The organism is Achromobacter sp. E1, from assembly GCF_037039475.1.
Lineage (GTDB): Bacteria > Pseudomonadota > Gammaproteobacteria > Burkholderiales > Burkholderiaceae_B > Achromobacter > Achromobacter mucicolens.
In genome coordinates this window covers 1,501,877-1,519,807 of sequence record NZ_CP146253.1, presented here as the reverse complement: position 1 = coordinate 1,519,807, position 17,931 = coordinate 1,501,877, and the positions used below count along the sequence as shown (strand labels likewise).

17 protein-coding genes are annotated in these 17,931 nt (G+C 65.4%); 5 read left to right on the top strand and 12 right to left on the bottom strand.

Annotated features, from left to right (window positions below):
- Positions 1–432 precede the first annotated feature (432 nt).
- The 3 genes from V6V88_RS06920 (at position 433) to V6V88_RS06910 (ending at position 1,239) form a co-directional block, all read left to right on the top strand.
- The gene (locus V6V88_RS06920; protein ID WP_008161759.1) at positions 433–633 is read left to right on the top strand and encodes a CsbD family protein; all 201 of its coding nucleotides are present in this window, start codon (positions 433–435) and stop codon (positions 631–633) included.
- 27 nt (positions 634–660) lie between these two features.
- Positions 661–825 carry a DUF1328 domain-containing protein gene (locus V6V88_RS06915; RefSeq protein ID WP_006389411.1) on the top strand — a complete coding sequence of 55 codons (165 nt, stop codon included), beginning with the start codon at positions 661–663 and terminating at the stop codon, positions 823–825.
- Positions 826–900: 75 nt separating this feature from the next.
- Positions 901–1,239, top strand: a complete 339-nt coding sequence (locus V6V88_RS06910; RefSeq protein ID WP_056322192.1) for a BON domain-containing protein — start codon at positions 901–903, stop codon at positions 1,237–1,239.
- 92 nt (positions 1,240–1,331) lie between these two features.
- On the opposite strand, the gene V6V88_RS06905 is transcribed toward V6V88_RS06910, so the two are convergent.
- The 10 genes from V6V88_RS06905 to V6V88_RS06860 form a co-directional block, all read right to left on the bottom strand.
- A complete protein-coding gene (locus V6V88_RS06905; protein ID WP_338618574.1) occupies positions 1,332–2,204 on the bottom strand; it encodes a PhzF family phenazine biosynthesis protein in 873 nt (290 codons plus the stop codon).
- Positions 2,205–2,279: 75 nt separating this feature from the next.
- Complete coding sequence (locus tag V6V88_RS06900) at positions 2,280–3,704, bottom strand: 4Fe-4S binding protein (protein WP_280021263.1); 1,425 nt, start codon at positions 3,702–3,704, stop codon at positions 2,280–2,282.
- Between the two features lie 40 nt (positions 3,705–3,744).
- Positions 3,745–4,593: an FTR1 family protein gene (locus V6V88_RS06895; RefSeq protein WP_338618573.1), complete on the bottom strand. Its 849-nt coding sequence runs from the start codon at positions 4,591–4,593 to the stop codon at positions 3,745–3,747.
- Positions 4,594–4,607: 14 nt separating this feature from the next.
- Positions 4,608–4,931: a cupredoxin domain-containing protein gene (locus tag V6V88_RS06890; RefSeq protein WP_056322182.1), complete on the bottom strand. Its 324-nt coding sequence runs from the start codon at positions 4,929–4,931 to the stop codon at positions 4,608–4,610.
- A gap of 32 nt (positions 4,932–4,963) precedes the next feature.
- A complete protein-coding gene (locus tag V6V88_RS06885; RefSeq protein WP_338618569.1) occupies positions 4,964–5,500 on the bottom strand; it encodes an iron transporter in 537 nt (178 codons plus the stop codon).
- A 220-nt stretch (positions 5,501–5,720) separates the two neighbouring features.
- Positions 5,721–6,287 carry a polyhydroxyalkanoate synthesis repressor PhaR gene (gene phaR, locus V6V88_RS06880; protein ID WP_056322176.1) on the bottom strand — a complete coding sequence of 189 codons (567 nt, stop codon included), beginning with the start codon at positions 6,285–6,287 and terminating at the stop codon, positions 5,721–5,723.
- Between the two features lie 119 nt (positions 6,288–6,406).
- Positions 6,407–7,144 (bottom strand): 3-ketoacyl-ACP reductase, encoded by a 738-nt coding sequence (locus V6V88_RS06875; protein ID WP_056322174.1) that lies wholly within the window; start codon positions 7,142–7,144, stop codon positions 6,407–6,409.
- Between the two features lie 78 nt (positions 7,145–7,222).
- A complete protein-coding gene (phaC, locus tag V6V88_RS06870) occupies positions 7,223–8,857 on the bottom strand; it encodes a class I poly(R)-hydroxyalkanoic acid synthase (protein WP_338618565.1) in 1,635 nt (544 codons plus the stop codon).
- A 124-nt stretch (positions 8,858–8,981) separates the two neighbouring features.
- Positions 8,982–9,746 carry a peptidoglycan editing factor PgeF gene (gene pgeF, locus V6V88_RS06865; RefSeq protein WP_280002421.1) on the bottom strand — a complete coding sequence of 255 codons (765 nt, stop codon included), beginning with the start codon at positions 9,744–9,746 and terminating at the stop codon, positions 8,982–8,984.
- Positions 9,734–10,732: an RluA family pseudouridine synthase gene (locus V6V88_RS06860; protein ID WP_056322167.1), complete on the bottom strand. Its 999-nt coding sequence runs from the start codon at positions 10,730–10,732 to the stop codon at positions 9,734–9,736. Before V6V88_RS06860 ends, pgeF begins: the two co-directional genes overlap by 13 nt.
- Positions 10,733–10,839: 107 nt before the next feature.
- Between V6V88_RS06860 and V6V88_RS06855 the strand changes: the two genes are divergently transcribed.
- Complete coding sequence (locus tag V6V88_RS06855) at positions 10,840–11,628, top strand: outer membrane protein assembly factor BamD (RefSeq protein WP_280002436.1); 789 nt, start codon at positions 10,840–10,842, stop codon at positions 11,626–11,628.
- A gap of 102 nt (positions 11,629–11,730) precedes the next feature.
- On the opposite strand, the gene V6V88_RS06850 is transcribed toward V6V88_RS06855, so the two are convergent.
- Complete coding sequence (locus V6V88_RS06850) at positions 11,731–13,821, bottom strand: ATP-dependent DNA helicase (protein ID WP_062838570.1); 2,091 nt, start codon at positions 13,819–13,821, stop codon at positions 11,731–11,733.
- A 174-nt stretch (positions 13,822–13,995) separates the two neighbouring features.
- Between V6V88_RS06850 and tex the strand changes: the two genes are divergently transcribed.
- Positions 13,996–16,368 (top strand): RNA-binding transcriptional accessory protein Tex, encoded by a 2,373-nt coding sequence (gene tex, locus V6V88_RS06845; RefSeq protein ID WP_142050182.1) that lies wholly within the window; start codon positions 13,996–13,998, stop codon positions 16,366–16,368.
- 130 nt (positions 16,369–16,498) lie between these two features.
- Here the strand turns inward: tex and V6V88_RS06840 are convergent, their stop codons facing one another.
- Complete coding sequence (locus V6V88_RS06840; RefSeq protein ID WP_338618562.1) at positions 16,499–17,854, bottom strand: tryptophan--tRNA ligase; 1,356 nt, start codon at positions 17,852–17,854, stop codon at positions 16,499–16,501.
- Positions 17,855–17,931 lie beyond the last annotated feature (77 nt).

Below are 17,931 nucleotides of genomic sequence, written 5' to 3'. Positions count from 1 at the left end.
GTGCATCCCACGGCAGCCATGGCGCCCAGCGCCAGCAAGATCGCGCTGCAAAGTCGTTTCGTCATGCGGGCTTTCTCCCTTCGGATGTGTCGAACCGCCAGCCGGCTCCCCGTGGACTATACCGGCCCGCGGACCGCCCGGCCACCCGCGCCATTGCTGGCGTTCGAGCGGATCGGTTACTAGCCGCGCTCAAAAGGGGTCAAATCGTTGCTCAAATGTAACTCGGCACGCTCGCTCCCGGGACGCGATTTCTCGTCTCAAACACGGGGCTTTTTCCACATTGGCGCAGTTACATTTCTCCACAGCGTCGTTTGACAGCCCCAGGGGGCGACTCGTAGCTTAGAACCTAGCTGATCAGTACCCAACACACCGCGTCACGGCAGCTTCATAGGCCATGAACCTGCCGCCGCACGTAACCAGAGAGAGGTCACCATGAATAACGACATCATCGCCGGAAAGTGGAAGCAACTGACGGGCAAGGCCAAGGCGGCTTGGGGTGAACTCACCGACGACGAGCTGACCCGCACCGAGGGCAATGCCGAACGCCTGGCTGGTCTGATCCAGGAGCGCTACGGCAAGACCAAGGAAGAGGCGCAAAAGGAAGTCCGGGATTTCTTCGACCGTAATCCCTGATCTACATAAACACCAGGAGAAGCTGTCATGTTGCATTACGCCGTAGTTTTCTTCGTCATCGCGATCATCGCGGCTGTCCTGGGTTTCGGCGGCATCGCCGCCGGCGCCGCGGGGATTGCCAAGATCCTGTTCTTCGTCTTTCTGGTTCTGGCACTGCTGTCCATTCTGGGCGGCGCCTTCCGCAAGAAATAGAACGAGCACCTGAACGTTTTTAGTTAGTCATTGCGTCACGAACGCGCTGAACACCAATAAAAAAGGAGCATTACTATGGAAATTCGCAAGCTGATCGCCGCCGCCGCACTGGGTACGGGCGCTGTCTTCACTTCCATGGCTTTTGCCGCCGACGACGGCAAGCCGAAACAGTCCGTGGGTGAATACGCGTCCGACGCCACCGTGACCACCAAGGTCAAGGCCGCTTTCGTGGCCGACAAGCAGCTGAGCGCCCTGGAAATCGCTGTTGAAACCAACAACGGCGTTGCCACGCTGACCGGTACGGTCGGTACCGCTGCCGAAGCGGATCATGCCGCGACGGTCGCCCGTGGCGTCGAGGGTGTGAAGCAGGTCAAGAACAACATCAAGGTTGATCCGGCCAAGAACCGCAAGTAATCAGGCATCGAACTTTCGACGCCGGATTTGAAAACGGCGCCTGTGCAAACACAGGCGCCGTTTTCACGTTCGCGGTCCGGAGAGCGCCAATGCTATAGAGTGACGGTCCCGCGCCCGATTTCCAGCGCGCGCCCGCCGACCAGGATGCGGCCGTCTGCCAGGACATCCAGAAGCAGGCGGCATGGACGGCCGGTCTGGTCCCCCTGCTCGACCAGCAAGCTTGCCGGCAGCGCCGCCTTGCGATGCAGCAGCCAGCCGCCCAGGTTGGCGCAGGCCGAACCGGTGCCGGGGTCTTCGTTGATGCCGCCGCCGGGCTTGGCATAGAAGTAGCGGGACACCACCACCTGCCGCCCCGACTGAAAATTGCCTTCGTCGAAGGCGAACAGATACATCGTCTTGCGCCCCAGCGCGCTGGCCTGCCACCGGTTCAGCAGCGACACGTCCGGGACCGCGCGCCGCACTGCATCCACATTGGCAACCGGCACGAGCAACTGGTCCGCGCCGGTGTCGACCCAGATCGGGTCGGCTGCCAGGTCCTCCTCCGACAGTCCCATCAGTTCCGCGATGCCCGCGCGGTCCAACGCCGACGTGGCCGTGCGCACGCCGTCCGGACAAGGCGCGGTGAAGGTCCAGGCATCGCCCTGGGCAATCATGGGCACGACGCCCGCCTGAAACTCCAGCGTCACCGCGTCTTTGGCCTGCCGCAGGTCACGCACGACCTGCGCGGTGCCGATGGCCGGATGCCCGGCAAACTTCATTTCAAAGCCCGGCGTAAAGACGCGCACGCGCGCGTCGGCCCGCTCGGACGGCAGGATGAACGTGGTTTCGGACAGATTGAATTGCGCCGCGAGATTGAGCATGGTGGCGTCGTCCATGCCGCGAGCGTCTTCAAAGACACAGAGCTGATTGCCGCTGAACGTCGAATCGGCAAAGACGTTGAGAAGTCGGAACGCGTAAGAAGCCATGGCGAAAAGCTGAAAGGGATGACGCCGGCAACGCCGGCGCGGTCCCCAACTTTATCGCAGCGCTGGCACGCCCGCTTACCAGACCGCGAAGAACAGCACCCACGCGATGCAGAACGGCACCAGACCTGCCGCCAGCACCAGGCCGGCGCCGAGCTTGCGCGCCATGCCAACCGGACGCGCGTTCAGCAAGCGGGCGTAGAGACGCAGCGTCCACAGCACCGCCAGCGTCAGCAGCGTGAACCGGACCGGCGTCGCCCATGCCGCCTGCACGCCTTCATGCTTGAGCAACGTGATCGTCGTGGCGGACAGGCCCAGGAACACGCCAATGCCGGCCGACGGAATCAGCGCCTGCGCCAGCTTGTGCAAGCCGGCCCGCCCCCAGCGCGATACCGGTGCATGGGCAGCATGGGAATTAAGGGGCGCCTGCGGCACGGGTGCGGCGGGCGCAATGCGGTCCGCAATCCACAGCGACAGGAATGTCGCGCCGCCCACGCACACCGTGGCGCCGACGACAAAAAGCAGGATGCCGGCGCCGTCCAGCCACGAGAAGCTGTCGTTCACGTCGGGGTAATGGGTCAGGATGAACCACGGCGCGTTGTCCATCAGCGGCCAAAGGATGTCGTGCTCGACCAGCCACGTCGCGGCCCACTGCTTGGCCGTCACGAACCAGGGGCTGGCGCTCCAGAGGAACGCGCCGATCGCAATGCCCATCAGGCCGAAGCACAGCAACGCCGTTTGCCACGGATCTCCATCGGCCACGTGAACGATCTCTTCCTCGGGCGAGCGCGGCGTGAGCGCGATGGCGCCGCGATAGCCGCTGCAGCGGCCACAAACGTGGCAGTCGCCCGCGCCCTTCATGTGGCGCAGCGGCACCAGCGGCGCACAGTTGATGGGTTCGATGCGGATGACCGGATGGCGCCACTTTTCTTCGTCGACCTTGAAGTGCCACGGCGCCAGCTTGGCCAGAAGATTGAACACGCCATTGACCGGGCACAGGTACTTGCACCACACGCGCTTGCTGCGGCCGTAACGCCAGCCGACGATCATGGCCGCCACCGTGGAGCCGCCCAGCACGGCCAGCACCGCCAGCGGGTACTGGTAGACGCTGACGAGCTGTCCGTAGATGGTCGTCAACGCGAAGGCCACGAACGGCCAGCCGCCCCAGCGCATCCATTTCGGAATGGCGCGGCCCTGGCCGCGCTCGCTGGCCCATTCGGTCAGCATGCCTTCCGGACAGAGCCAGCCGCACCAGGCGCGTCCCAGGATCGGCATGGAGATCAGCACGAACGGCCACCACACGCCCCAGAACGCGAACTGCGCCACGACGGTCAGGTTGTTGAACACCGACGCCGCGTTGTCGGGCAGCGGCAGCAGCGCCGGCACGATCAGCAGGAACGCGTACAACGCGACAATGCCCCACTGCAGCTTGCGCAACAGCGGGGCATGGTCACGGAGGAAGTCGGCGATGCGGGAGGTTGCCCTCCCGAGTGCAGCAGCCATGGTCAAACCTTCAAATATTCAGTCCGGAAAAAAACCGGAATCAGGATGCTCCCCGGGCGGCGGCCACGGGTGCGGGCCGTCCGCCCGCCCAGCGCAGAAGCGCCCAGACGATGATCCAGTAGGCCACCCACAGCAGCACCGAGGTCAGCGCCGGCAGCGCGCGGTAACCCGCGAAGTCGGCCAGCACCTTGCCCACGCCCGAGCTGTCGCTGAGCAGCCAGGAACTGTCCCACACCGGGTCCACGAGGGTCGGCAGGACATCCAGGGAAATCAGGTGATCCAGCCCGCCCACCAGCAGCGAGCCGGCCAGGAGCAGCAGCAGGATTTCGGTCACGAAGAAGAAGCGGCGCCACGTGATGAGCTTGCCGCCCAGTTGCAGCAGCCAGAACGTCAGCAGCGCCACGGCGAAACCCGCGACGCCGGCGACAGCCAGCATCAGCATGTCGCTGCCGCCCTCGCCCGCCGACACCGTGCCGTACAGGAACACGACGGTCTCGCTGCCTTCGCGGGCGACGGCGATGGCAACCAGCACCAGGAGGCCCCACCAGTTGTCGTTCGCCACGGACGCGCGCGCCCCGCTTTCGAGCTCGCCCTTGAGCGTGCGGCCGTGCTTTTTCATCCACACGACCATCTGCACCACCAACGCGCACGCCGCCAGCGACATGATGGCCTGGAACCATTCCTGACCTTCATCGCTGAGCCAGGAGGACACGCCCAGCAGCACCAGCGCCAGCGCGACGGCCAGCACCAGCCCGGCCGCGACGCCGCCCCACAGGTAAGGCAGGCCGCGCTTGCCTTCCGGCGTGGCGCGCAGCCAGGTGTACAGAATGCCCACCACGAGCAGGGCTTCGACGCTCTCGCGCCAGACGATGAAAAGTACCTGTTCCATGCTTTGGTGCCGCGTTATTCCTTGGGCTTGACGACCAAGGTGCCTTTCACGCTCTGGTGAAAGTCGTCAAAAAAGGGATACTCGCCCGGACGCGAGATGGTGATGACCACGAAGGATTTCACCCCCGGTCCCAGGACTTTTTCCTTGCGCAGCGGAATGCTTTCGAATTCCACCGGCTCATTGCTTTCATTGATGAGTTCGATCTTGAAGCGGCCCGCCGGGACCTCGAGCGTGGCGGGCTCGAATGTGCCGTCGGGCTTGAACCGCAAGGTGAACGTGGGCAGCTCGTCCGCCTGCGCGGGCGCCATGCCCGCCACGCCGGCCAGGCCGATCAGCATTGCGGCAAGTACGCGAAGCAGGCGGCGCACGATCAGTAACCGCCCTTCTTGCCGGTGCCGGCGTACACGAACTCATATTCCAGGTCGAACGGCTCGAACCAGTCGCCCACCCCGGTTTCCTTGTCGACGTGGCGGCCGAAGTGGCTCATCTTGTTCGCGGTCGGCGGCAGGATCGTGTACTTGAGCTTGTACTTGCCCGGGCCTTCCAGTTTGACGTTTTCGCCGTAGTGCGGCCCGTCGTTGGCGACCATCGGCATGAACGTGCCCTTCTGGACGTTCTGGCTGCCGACCTTCTGGATCTCGTAGTTCACGACCAGGTAAGGCACCCATTCGCCTTCAGGAAAGCCCGTCTTGTTGCCGGCGGTGGCGTGGATGTCGGCCTCCAGGTGCACGTCGGAATCCTTGGCCGGACGCATCATTCCGGGCGGATCCATTTCGATCGGCTGCAGGTACACCGCGCCGATTTCCATTCCGCCCTTCTCGACAGGCTTGCCGATGGGGTATTCGGCCGCATGGGCGGCGGACACGCTCAACGCGACAATGGCCAGCGCCAAGGCTTTCTTGATCATGTGCATAATCCTTGAGACACAAAAGAAAATAGCGGCTCTCAAAACACAAACAAGAACCGTTTTCATTAATTTAGTGGATTTTGCTGACACAACCCTGAACCTGGGCCGACTAAAAGTGCCGGATCATTGCGTTCAGTCAATTGGCAAAAAGCCGCCTTGGCATTCGCCAAGGCGGCTTTTTTGACTGCGGCGGGCCACATCGGCCCGGCATCCGGCGGGATTACTTGCGGCCGGAGCCCGGGTTGCTGCCCGGCGTGAACGGGAAGGTCGAGAACATGGCGCGGGTCTGATCCTGCATCTGGTCCTGCATCTGCACGAACAGGTTTTTGCTCTGGTCGATGTAGTTGTTCATCATGTTCTGCAGCATCGGCGTCTGCACATTCATGAACTGCGTCCAGGCTTCCGGCCCGAACTGGCTGCCGTACAGGCCCTTGGACTGCTCGGCCATGCGCTGCTGGATCTCCATGAATGCCTGGATGTTCTTCTCGAGGTAAGAACCCATGATGCCTTGCATGGCGTGGCCGTAGAAACGGATGATCTGCGACAGCATGTTCGAAGAGAACATGGGCATGCCGCCGCTCTCCTCTTCAAGGATGATCTGCAAGAGAATGCTGCGCGTGAGGTCTTCGCTGCTCTTGGCGTCGACGACCTGGAATTCCTCGTTTGCCAGGACCAGTTGCTTGACATCTGCCAGGGTGATGTAGGTGCTGGTCCGGGTGTCGTATAAGCGACGGTTGGGGTATTTTTTAATCAGGCGCAGGCTGGCGCCGGGTTGTGCTTGCGTCATGGTTGTCCCCGGATCGGGCGATCTCTTTAGGCTTCGAATAATGTGAGTGTAATGCCGTACGGCCCTCTGCCCGAAGCCGTACAGCGCCAGCGGGCCGCCCAGGGGCGGCCCACGTCGCGTCAGCCCATGTGCAGGCCGCCGTTCAGCGAGAAATCCGCGCCGGTCGAAAAGCCGGATTCATCGGACGCCAGCCACGAGGTCATGGAGGCGATTTCCTCCGGCGTGCCAAGGCGGCGCACCGGAATGGTGGCAATGATCTTTTCCAGCACGTCCGGCCGGATGGCGCGAACCATGTCGGTGCCGATGTATCCCGGCGAGATCGTGTTGACGGTCACGCCCTTGCTGGCCACTTCCTGCGCCAGCGCCATCGTGAACCCATGGATGCCGGCCTTTGCCGTGGAGTAGTTGGTCTGGCCGAACTGCCCCTTCTGGCCGTTGACCGAGCTGATGTTGATGATCCGCCCCCACTGGCGCTCGACCATGCCGTCGATGACCTGTTTGGTCACGTTGAACAGGCTGTTCAGGTTGGTGTCGATGACCGCGCGCCAATCGTCGGCGCTCATCTTCCGGAACAACCCGTCGCGGGTGATGCCCGCGTTGTTGACCAGCACATCCACCGGCCCGAGATCGGCCGTCACCTTTTCAAAGGCGGCAACGGTGGAGTCCCAATCGGACACATTGCCCACCGACGCGTAGAACGTAAAACCCTGTGCGGCCTGCTCATCCAGCCATTGCTGGTAGTTGCGGCTGGGGCCGCAACCTGCCACGACGCGAAAGCCATCCTTGGCCAAGCGCTGGCAAATAGAGGTGCCGATCCCGCCCATCCCGCCTGTTACGTAAGCCAGTTTTCCGCTCATTGGACTTCCTCCTGTGTGCGACGGACGCCTCGTTGATTAAACATCTTTCTGCCGGGAACCGGACCGCAGTGCGCGGTATCAGGCCGCCCGGACCTTTACATATCTGCCAGGCGCCGGCTCGATCGGCCGGTACTTGGCATTGCCTGCCTTTGTCCTCGCCTTGATCTGCTTGCCCGAATGTCCCGCCAGCCAACTGGTCCAATCGGGCCACCAGCTGCCGGGGTGCTCCACCGCCTGCGAAAACCAGGTGTTGGGGTCGCCGGGCAGCGGCTGGCTTTGCTGTTCGAGCGCATCGGCCACCCAGTAGCTGCGACGCTTCTTGGCGGGCGGATTGACCACGCCCGCGATGTGGCCGGACGCGCCCAGCACGAAACGCTGCGGCCCGCGAAGCACCTGCGTGGACGCGTAGGCCGACACCCAAGGCACGATGTGGTCCTCGCGCGAGCCGAATATATAGGCGGGCATGCGCAGGCGCGTCAGGTCCAGCGGCAGGCCGGCGGCCTGCGCGCGGCCCGGCACCTTGAGATTGTTCTCGAGGTAGGTATTGCGGAAATACCAGGAAAAGAAAGGCCCCGGCAGGTTCGTGCTGTCGCCATTCCAGAACAGGAGGTCGAAGGCCGGAGGCTTTTGCCCCTTGAGGTAGTTGCCCACCACGTAGTTCCAGACCAGTTCGTTGGGCCGCAGGAACGAGAAGGTGGTGGCGAGATCGCGGCCCGGCATCAGGCCGCCGTTGCCCAGTTGATGATCGCGCATCAGCGCGTGGGCCTCGTCAACGAACACATTCAGGATGCCGGTGTCGTGGAAATCGAGCAGCGAGGTCAGCAGCGTCAGCGACGCCACCGGGTGCTCGCCGCGCGCTTCGGCCAGCGCCAGCGCCGAGGCCAGCATCGTGCCGCCCACGCAAAAGCCCAGCGCATTGACCTGCGGCTGCTTGGTGATGTCGCTGGCCACGCGCAGCGCCTGCAGCACCGCGTCGTCCAGGTAGTCCGACCAGGTGGCGCGGTCCACGCCGTCGGTATCGGAAGCGACCGGATTGCGCCAGGAAATCAGGAAGACCGTGTAACCCTGCCCCACCGCGTGACGCACGAAGGAGTTCTCGGGCTGCAGGTCGAGGATGTAGAACTTGTTGATGTTCGGCGGCACGATGACCAGCGGCCGGTCGTACACGGTGGCGGTCGAGGGCGCGTACTGGATCAGCTGGAAAAGCTTGTTTTCGAACACCACGTCGCCGGGCGTCGTGGCCACGTTGCGGCCGATCTCGAACTGCGACTCGTCGGTCTGCGTGATGCGGCCCTTCTGCACGTCGCCCAACAGATTGGCCAGCCCTTCGTTCAGCGCGCGGCCGGCGCTTTCGACGATGGACTGCTGGGCATCGGGATTGAGCGCCAGGAAGTTGGCCGGCGACAGCGCGTCGACCCACTGCATGATCGAGAATCGAAGGCGGTCGCGCATGGGCTCGCTGACCTGCGCGGCATCGACCATGCGCTGCATGGCGCGCGCGGACAGCAGATATGTGTGCGCCAGGAGCAGGTGCGAAGCATTCGCCGCCCAGGCGTCGCCGGAAAAACGGCGATCGGACGGCGGGGCCAGCGCGCCACGCCGGGCATCGTCGCAAAGGCGTTGCCATTCGCGCGAGAACTCTGCCTGGATGTCAGCCAGGACTTCCGGTGCCACGCTCACCGGAATGGGACCTGCGGAGAGATTGGCATTCACTTCGACACCTTGTTATCGAAACTTCGCGATTGATGTTGCATTCCGGTTTCAGGACTGTCAATGCGGGTATACAAGGAGGCTTACTACGGTAAAACGCAAGCCCGGCCCCGACCTTTGCGCGGAGTCAAACCGGGCTCAACCAGGCCAGCAGCGCCATGCGTCCGGTCACGCCGTCACGGCGGTAGGAAAAGTACCGGTCCGCGCGCGTCACCGTGCATTCCCCGCTGAGGGACACCTCTTGTACACCGGCACGCCGCAGCCGGAAATCGGCCAATCCGGCGAGGTCGGCCAGCCATTTGCCGGCAAGGCCGGGGCGCGGCGCAAAAAAGCGCGTCGTCGCGGGATCGTCGGCGGTGAACGCGTCCAGCACGTCCTGCCCGACTTCAAAGTGCTGCGGCCCGATGCCGGGTCCGACCCAGGCGCGCCAGCCGGACGCCTGCGGCGCCTTGGCCCGCATGGCCTGCAGCGTGTTTTCAAGCACCCCGCCCGCCAAGCCGCGCCAGCCGGCGTGCGCCGCACCCAGCACCGTGCCCTCGGCATCGGCAATGACCACCGGCAGGCAATCGGCCACCATGACGGCCAGCACGCGGCCGGGCTGGGCCGTGACGCTGGCGTCGACCGCGGGCTCGGCCGGCACGTCCGGCGCGTCCGCATCGACGACCTCGCTGCCATGGACCTGGCGCAACCAGAGGGGGTCTGCGGACACTGCGGCGCAAACCCGGCGCCGGTTCTCGGCCACGGCCTCGGGGTTGTCCTGGGCGCGCAGGCCCAGATTGAGGGTGTCGTGCGGGGCCACGCCCACGCCGCCGGCGCGGGTCGTGCAGAAGTAGGTGACGCCCTGCCAGTCGGGGCCCGTCACGACGGGCAGGCCTGCGATCAGGCGTTCCATGCAATGTTCTCCTGGACCTGCGCCATGTCGGCGGGCACGGGCGCGGCGAACTGGACGTCGCCCTTGCCGCCCGGGTCGTCGAAATGCAGCGCGCGGGCGTGCAGCATCTGGCGCTCTGCCCCCGCGATGTTCTTGCCGCCGTAGATCGTGTCGGCCAGCAGGGGGTGCCCCAGGCTGGCCATGTGCACGCGGATCTGGTGGGTGCGCCCCGTTTCCAGCCGGCACACCACTTCGGTCACCCGCCCGCCCGGATCGACCGAGCCGCGGCGGGCCGGCGCGTAATTGGTGATGGCCGGCTTGGGCGCGACGGGACGCTCGACGCTCATGCGCACCGGCACGCGCGGATCGCGCCCGATGGCGCGGTCGACCTTGCCCGCAGCGGCCAGCCATCCGTGCGCCAGCGCCACGTATTCGCGGCCCATGGTGCGCGCCTGAAGCTGGCGCACGAGGTGAGTCTGGGCGATTTCGTTGCGGGCCACCACCATCAGGCCGGAGGTGTCCTTGTCCAGCCGGTGCACGATGCCCGCACGGGCGACCTGTGCGAGTTCCGGATAACGATGCAGCAGGCCGTTGAGCAGCGTGCCGCTCCAGTTGCCGGCGCCCGGGTGGGTGACCAGGCCCGCCGGCTTGTTGACGACGATCCAGTCGGGGCTTTCGGCCACCACGCCGAATTCGACGGGTTCAGGCGTGAAGGCCTGCGCGTCGGGCGCGGGCTGGGCCCAGATGGTGAGTTCGTCGCCAGGGCCGACCGTCTGGCGGATCTTGCCCGGCGTCCCGTTGACCAGGACGTTGCCGGATTCGATCCAGCCTTGCAGGCGATTGCGGGAATGGTCGGGCAAGAGGCCCGCCAGGACCTTGTCCAGCCGGTCAGCGCGCGTGGCCGACGGCACGGTTACAAGTTGCGGCTCGGGGCGGCCGGATTCGTCGAGATTTTCGTCGGCGCTCTCGTCGGAAACAAGATCTGCGCGGGCGGCTGTATCAGACATGGAGACAAATCATATAATCAGCCTGCCATGCTAACACCAAGGATACGATTCTCGTGATTCACCACCCTGCAGCTCCCTCGAACCCCGCATCCCGCAGCGGGTCGGTTTTGCGCGTGGTCATCGCGCTTTTTGCCGTCATCGTCATCGCTGGTTGCAGCGGGGCGGACAGCAAGTACGACAAGACCACCAACTGGAGCGCAGAACAACTCTACGCGGACGCCAAGGCCGAAATGTCGTCGGGCGGCTGGAAGGAAGCTCGCGAGCGCCTGACCGCCATCGAAAGCCGCTACCCCTTCGGCGTCTACGCGCAGCAGGCCCTGCTTGAACTGGCCTACGTCAACTGGAAAGACGGCGAAAACGAACAGGCGCTTGCCGCCATCGACCGCTTCCAGCAGCTGTACCCCAATCACCCCGGCACCGATTACGCGCTCTACCTGAAGGGCCTGATCAACTTCACGCCGGCCAGCGCCTTCATGAGCAACCTCACCGGCCAGGATCCGGCCGAGCGCGACCCCAAGGGCCTGCGCGCGTCCTATGACGCCTTTACCGAGCTGATCAAGCGCTACCCGGAAAGCAAATACAGTGTGGACGCCGAAAAGCGCGTGGCGTGGCTGGTCAACACCATCGCCATGAACGAAGTCCACGTCGCCCGCTATTACTACGAGCGTGGCGCCTACGTGGCCGCCGCCAACCGCGCGCAGACCGTCATCACCGACTTCGAGGGCGCCCCCGCCACCGAAGAGGCGCTCTACCTGATGGTTCAGTCGTACGACAAATTGAACATGACCGACCTGAAGAACGACGCGCAGCGCGTCTACGACAAGAACTTCCCGAACAGCGAGTTCCGCACCAAGGGCCTGAAGGCCGACAAGAGCTGGTGGAATCCCTTCCACTGATTCCGCTCGCATGGGAAGAGAAAAGCCCTTCAATATTGAAGGGCTTTTTTTTGCCTGCGCGGCGCGGGCGGCTCCGCCTGGAGCCGCGTTCCTTGCGCCGGTCTATTCGTCGTCCGGTCCGCGCTTGCGACGGTAGAACGCCAGCACCTCTTCCAGCTCGCGCGTACGCGCAAACGGCGGCAGACCGCGCCACAGGCGCTTGCCATAGGGCTTTTCCACCAGCCGGGCGTCACCCACCATCAGCACGCCCCAATCCGATTCCGTGCGGATCAGCCGGCCCGCGCCCTGCTTGAGCGAGATGGCGGCTTCCGGAAGCTGGTATTCCGCAAATGGGTTGCCGCCCTGCGCGCGGCAGGCGCGCAGACGGGCCTCGATGACGGGATCGTCGGGCGGCGCGAACGGCAGCTTGTCGATCGCCACCAGCGTCAGCACGTCGCCCGGCAGGTCGATGCCTTCCCAGAAGCTGGCGCTGCCCACCAGCACCGGGTGCTTGAGCTTGCAGAAGCGGTCGAGCAGATCGCGGCGCGTGCCCTCGCCTTGTTTGAGCAGCGGCCAGTCATGGCCCGCATCGTCAAAGGCATCGGCCAGCAGATTGGCCACCTTGTCCACCGCGCGCAGCGTCGTACAGAGCACCAGCGTGCCGCCCGGGCTGGCCTCAAGCAACGGCATGAGGGTCTGCACGAAGCGGTCCAGGAACTGCGGCGATTGGGGTTCGGGCATGCCGCGCGGCACGAACAGCAGCGCCTGCTCGGGGTAGTCGAACGGGGACTCCCACTTGCCGGTGCGTGCAGACTCCAGGCCAAGCTGGCTGGTGAAGTGCGTGAACTCCCCATTCACCGACAGCGTGGCCGAGGTCATGATCCAGGCCTGGCCAGGCTTGCGGAATTTGGAGAAAGCCTGCGCCACCGACAGCGGCGCCGAATGCAGGCGCACATGGTGCAGTCCGTGCTCGACCCAGCGCACGGCCGGGCCGGTCCATTGCTCGGCCAGCGCCGCGCCTTCGAGCAGGGCCGCGGGCGTCGAAGGACCGTCGCCCAGCGGGCCTTGCACGGGCGCCTGGTCGTCGCGGCCCCAGCCCTCGTCGTCATGCGCGCCGGTACTGCGCCCGGGTGTGGCCCAGCGCTTGAGCTTGACCGAGATCTCGGCCCCCATGCGCGCTGCCGCCAGCAGGTCCGGATGTTTTTCGGCCACCGCGCCCAGCGCCTTGGTGGCGCTGTCCACAGCCTCGCGCAGCGACAGCAGCGCGACGTCGAATTCCTCGGGGTTGGGAATGGCCTCGAACGTGGCCTTGCGGCCCGGCATCTTGTCCAGCGGCGCACAGACCAGCCGCAGTTCGCGCGCGGCGGTTTCCAGTTGGCGGCTGACGTCGCTCCATTTGGCGGCTTCGCGCGCGTAGGCCAGCCCCGCGACTTCCAGCGCGCGGCCAAAATCCATGAGCTGGTGCGTGGACACGCTGTTGCCCAGAAAGCGCGTGGCGGTGTCGGGCAATTGATGGGCTTCGTCGAAGATGACGGTGTCGGCTTCGGGCAGCAGGTCCGTGACGCCTTCTTCGCGCAGCATCAGGTCGGCCATGAAGAGCGCGTGGTTGACGACGACGACGTCGGCCTCTTGTGCCTGGCGGCGCGCCTTGACGACAAAGCAGTCGCGGATGCGCGGACATTCCTGGCCCAGGCAGTTTTCGCGGGTGGATGTGACGCGTTGCCAGATGTCGGCGTCTTCGGGCACCTGCGCCAGATCGCCGCGGTCGCCCGTTTTGGAGATACCCGCGAACACCTGGATCTGCCGAAGCTGCTGGATTTCGGAACGGGATTTGAGCGCGCGTTCGTCGCCCTGCAGGCGCTCCAGATGGTAATGACACACGTAATTGCCGCGGCCCTTGAGCAGCGCGGCGGTCACGGGCGCGGCCAGCGCCGCGCGCACGCGCGGCAGGTCGCGCGCGAAGAGCTGATCCTGCAGGGTGCGTGTGCCGGTGGAGATGAGCACCTTGCCGCCCTGGATGAAGGCGGGTACAAGGTACGCCCAGGTTTTGCCGATGCCGGTGCCGGCCTCGGCCACCAGCGTGGCACGGTCCTGGATGGCCTGGCCGATGGCCTGCGACAGTTCCACCTGCGATGGACGCGGCTTGTAGCCGGGCAAGGCCGTGGCCAGCGGCCCGTCCTCGTCAAAGAATTCGGATATGTCCAGGTCCAGCATTACAGCAGCCTTGTGTAGGGTCCCAAATGATACCCGCTGCCGCTTAGTTTTCCGGCTTGCGGCCTGCCGCAACGCCGTTGGCAAAGGGACGGATCAGTCCCTTCTGCCACGTTCCGTAACAACGGCTTATGGCACAATCCGCCCCTCGTTTTCCCTTTTTGCCGTCGTATAGAGATGTCTGAAACTTCCACTATCACGAACGTCGCCGCCGGCGTCGACAACGCCCGCATCGTCGCGCAGCTCGCCACCGAGCTGGGCGCCCGCGCCTCTCAAATCGCTGCGGCGGTGGAACTGCTGGATGACGGCGCGACCGTGCCCTTCATCGCCCGCTACCGCAAGGAAGCGACCGGCGGTCTGGACGACACCGTGCTGCGCAACCTGGAAGTCCGCCTGGGCTACCTGCGCGAGCTCGAAGACCGCCGCGGCGCCATCCTGGAATCCATTTCGCAGCAAGGAAAGCTGACGGCCGAGCTGCAGCAGGAAATCGCTTCGGCCGACACCAAGCAGCGCCTGGAAGACTTGTACGCGCCGTACAAGCCCAAGCGCCGCACGCGTGCCCAGATCGCCCGCGAAGCCGGCCTGGAACCCCTGGCCGACGCCATCCTGGCCGATCCCGCCTGCGATCCCGCAGCCCTGGCCGCGCAGTACCTGAATCCCGAAGCCTCCATCAACGACGCCAAGGCGGCGCTCGATGGCGCGCGCGACATCCTGGCCGAACGCTACGCGGAAAACGCCGACCTGCTGGCCGACATGCGCGAGCACCTGTGGTCCACCGGCCTCGTGTACTCGAAGATGATCGAAGGCAAGGAAACCGAAGGCGCCAACTTCCGCGACTGGTTCGACTTCAACGAGCCGCTGCGCACCCTGCCCTCGCACCGCATCCTGGCGCTGCTGCGCGGCCGTCAGCAAGGCGTGCTTGAACTGCGCCTCGGCCTGGAAGCCGACCTCGAAGCGCAGACGCCGCATCCGTGCGTGGCCCGCATCGCCAACTTCCTGAAGCTGGGCAATGGCCTTTTCGCGCTGGACGCCACGCCGCGCGCGCGCTGGCTGGGTGAAGTCTGCCGCTGGACCTGGCGCGTGAAGCTCCTGACCGCCTTCGAAAGCGAACTGATCGGCCGCCTGCGCGAAAGCGGCGAAGCCGAGGCGATCCGCGTGTTCGCCGCCAACCTGAAAGACCTGCTGCTGGCCGCCCCCGCCGGTCCCAAGGCGGTGCTGGGCCTGGATCCCGGCATTCGCACGGGCTGCAAGGTCGCGGTCATCGACCAGACCGGCAAGGTCGTCGACACCACCACCGTGTACCCGTTCGAACCGCGCCGCGACCGCGACGGCACGATCAACACGCTGGCCGCGCTGGTGGCGCGCCACAAGGTGGATCTGATCGCCATCGGCAACGGCACGGCTTCGCGCGAGAGCGAAAAGCTCGTGGGCGACATGATGGAGCGTTTCCCCGACCTGAAGGTCACCCGCGTCGTCGTGTCCGAGGCAGGCGCGTCGGTGTATTCCGCATCGGAAACCGCTGCCCAGGAATTCCCCGACCTGGACGTCACGCTGCGCGGCGCCGTGTCCATTGCACGCCGTCTGCAGGACCCGCTGGCCGAACTGGTCAAGATCGACCCCAAGGCCATCGGTGTCGGCCAGTACCAGCACGACGTCAACCAGCGCGAACTGGCGCGTTCGCTGGACGCGGTGGTCGAAGACTGCGTGAACGCGGTGGGCGTGGACGTGAACACGGCATCGGCCGCGCTGCTGGCCCGCGTGTCCGGCCTGAATTCGCTGCTGGCCAAGAACATCGTCGCCTTCCGCGACGAGAACGGCGCGTTCCCCACCCGCGACGTCCTGCGCAAGGTGCCGCGCTTTGGCGACAAGGCGTTTGAACAGGCCGCAGGCTTTCTGCGCATCCCCAACGGCGACAACCCGCTGGACGCGTCGGCGGTGCACCCGGAAGCCTATCCCGTCGTCGAGCGCATCGTCGCCAAGATCAAGACCGAGGTGAAGCAGATCATCGGCCAGCGCGAGGCCCTGAAGGGCGTGTCGCCGTCCGACTTCACCGACGAGCGCTTCGGCCTTCCCACCGTGAAGGACATCTTCGCCGAACTCGAAAAGCCCGGCCGCGACCCGCGCCCGGAGTTCAAGACGGCACAGTTCAAGGAAGGCGTGGAAACGCTGAACGACCTGTACCCCGGCATGGTGCTGGAGGGCGTGGTGACCAACGTGGCCAACTTCGGCGCGTTCGTGGACATCGGCGTGCACCAGGACGGCCTGGTGCATATCTCGGCGCTGGCCGAGAAGTTCGTGAAGGATCCGCGCGATGTGGTGCGCGTGGGCCAGACGGTCAGCGTCAAGGTGCTGGAAGTGGATGCCGCGCGCAAGCGCGTGGCGCTTACCATGCGCCTGAACGACACCGCCGCGCCGGCCCGCCGCAGCGCCGATGCGCCCAAGGGCGGTGACCGTCCCCGCCGTCAGGGCGATGGCGGCCGCAACGCGGGTGGCGCGGCCGGATCGATGAACAGCGCCATGGCCGACGCATTCGCCAAGCTCAAGCGCTGATCTGCCAATCCGCTGCCCTATCCAGATCCCGGCGCCCGATGCGCCGGGATTTTTTTGCACTGTTAATGGAGCAAGCAGCTGAGCTGCATGCGCGACGGCGCGGACTGCCCGCGCCGTCTTCGGCTGCCGTTTATTCCTGCGCCAGCGACAAGAGCGCTTCGCGGGTGCGGGCGAGGCGCGCCGCGGGCTCGCCCTGCATGCCCTCGGGCCCGGTGGCGACGGTCACGCCATCGACCACTGCCGCATAGCCCTCTGCCTGCGCCTGCAGGACGTTGTCAGCGGGTTCGGACTGCAGCCGGCGCATCAAGGCGCCCGCTTCCTTGGGATCGGCAAAGCGCTGCGACAGCAGCAGTTCCTCGCCGTCGGCCGCCAGTAGGCGGAACCGGAAGCCGCCGTCCTCGTCACGGAAGCTGACGAAGCGCGCGCCCTTGGATTTTTCCTTCTTGCCTTGCGCGCCCTTGCCTGCCGTGGCGGCCGCGCTCAGGTTGCGCAGGCCCACGGCCTCGCGCAGTTCCTGCATGAAGGGCACGGCAAGCTTGCGCGCCTTGGCCGCGCCGGCTTGCAGGATGTCTTCGATGCGGCCCGGATTGGCCATCAGGTCGACGTACTTTTCGCGCATCGGCGCAAGCAGCGCTTCCAGGTGCTCGAACAGCGCCTGCTTGGCGTCACCCCAGCCCATGCCCGCTTCGAGCTGCTGACGGAACGCCGCCGATTGCTCGGACGTGGCGAACGCGCGGTACAGCGTGTACAGGTGGGAGGATTCGGCATCCTTGGGTTCGCCCGGCTCGCGCGAATCGGTCACGATGCGCATCACCGAGGCGCGCAATGCGCTCTTGCCGCCTTCGAACAGCGGGATGGTGTTGTTGTAGCTCTTGGACATCTTGCGGCCGTCCAGCCCCGGCAGCGTCGCCACGTCTTCTTCGATGACCACTTCCGGCAGCGAGAAATAGTCGCGTCCGTACAGGTGGTTGAAACGCTGCGCGATGTCGCGCGCCATTTCCAGATGCTGGATCTGATCCCGGCCCACCGGCACCTTGTTGGCGTTGAACATGACAATGTCGGCCGCCATCAGGATCGGGTACGAGAACAACCCCATGGTGATGCCGTCGTCCGGATCCACGTTCTTGGCCACATTCTGGTCGACCGACGCCTTGTACGCATGCGCCCGGTTCATCAGGCCCTTGGCCGTCACGCAGGTCAGCAGCCAGCTCAGTTCGGGGATCTCGGGGATGTCCGACTGGCGGTAGAACGTCACGCGTTCGGCATCCAGGCCGACCGCCAGCCACGTGGCGGCGATTTCCAGGCGCGAGCGCGCCACGCGTGCCGGATCGTCGCACTTGATCAGCGCGTGGTAGTCCGCCAGAAAGAAGAATGCGTCGACGCCGGGCTGCGTGCTGGCCTGCACCGCCGGACGGATCGCGCCCGCGTAGTTGCCGAGATGGGGGGTTCCAGTCGTGGTGATGCCGGTAAGGACGCGGGTATTCATGAGGCGAGAAGGCGGTTGCTAGGGGAAGCCGTCAGTGTAACGTGCCGCAGCGCGGCCCTGCCCGCCCGCAACGCAGC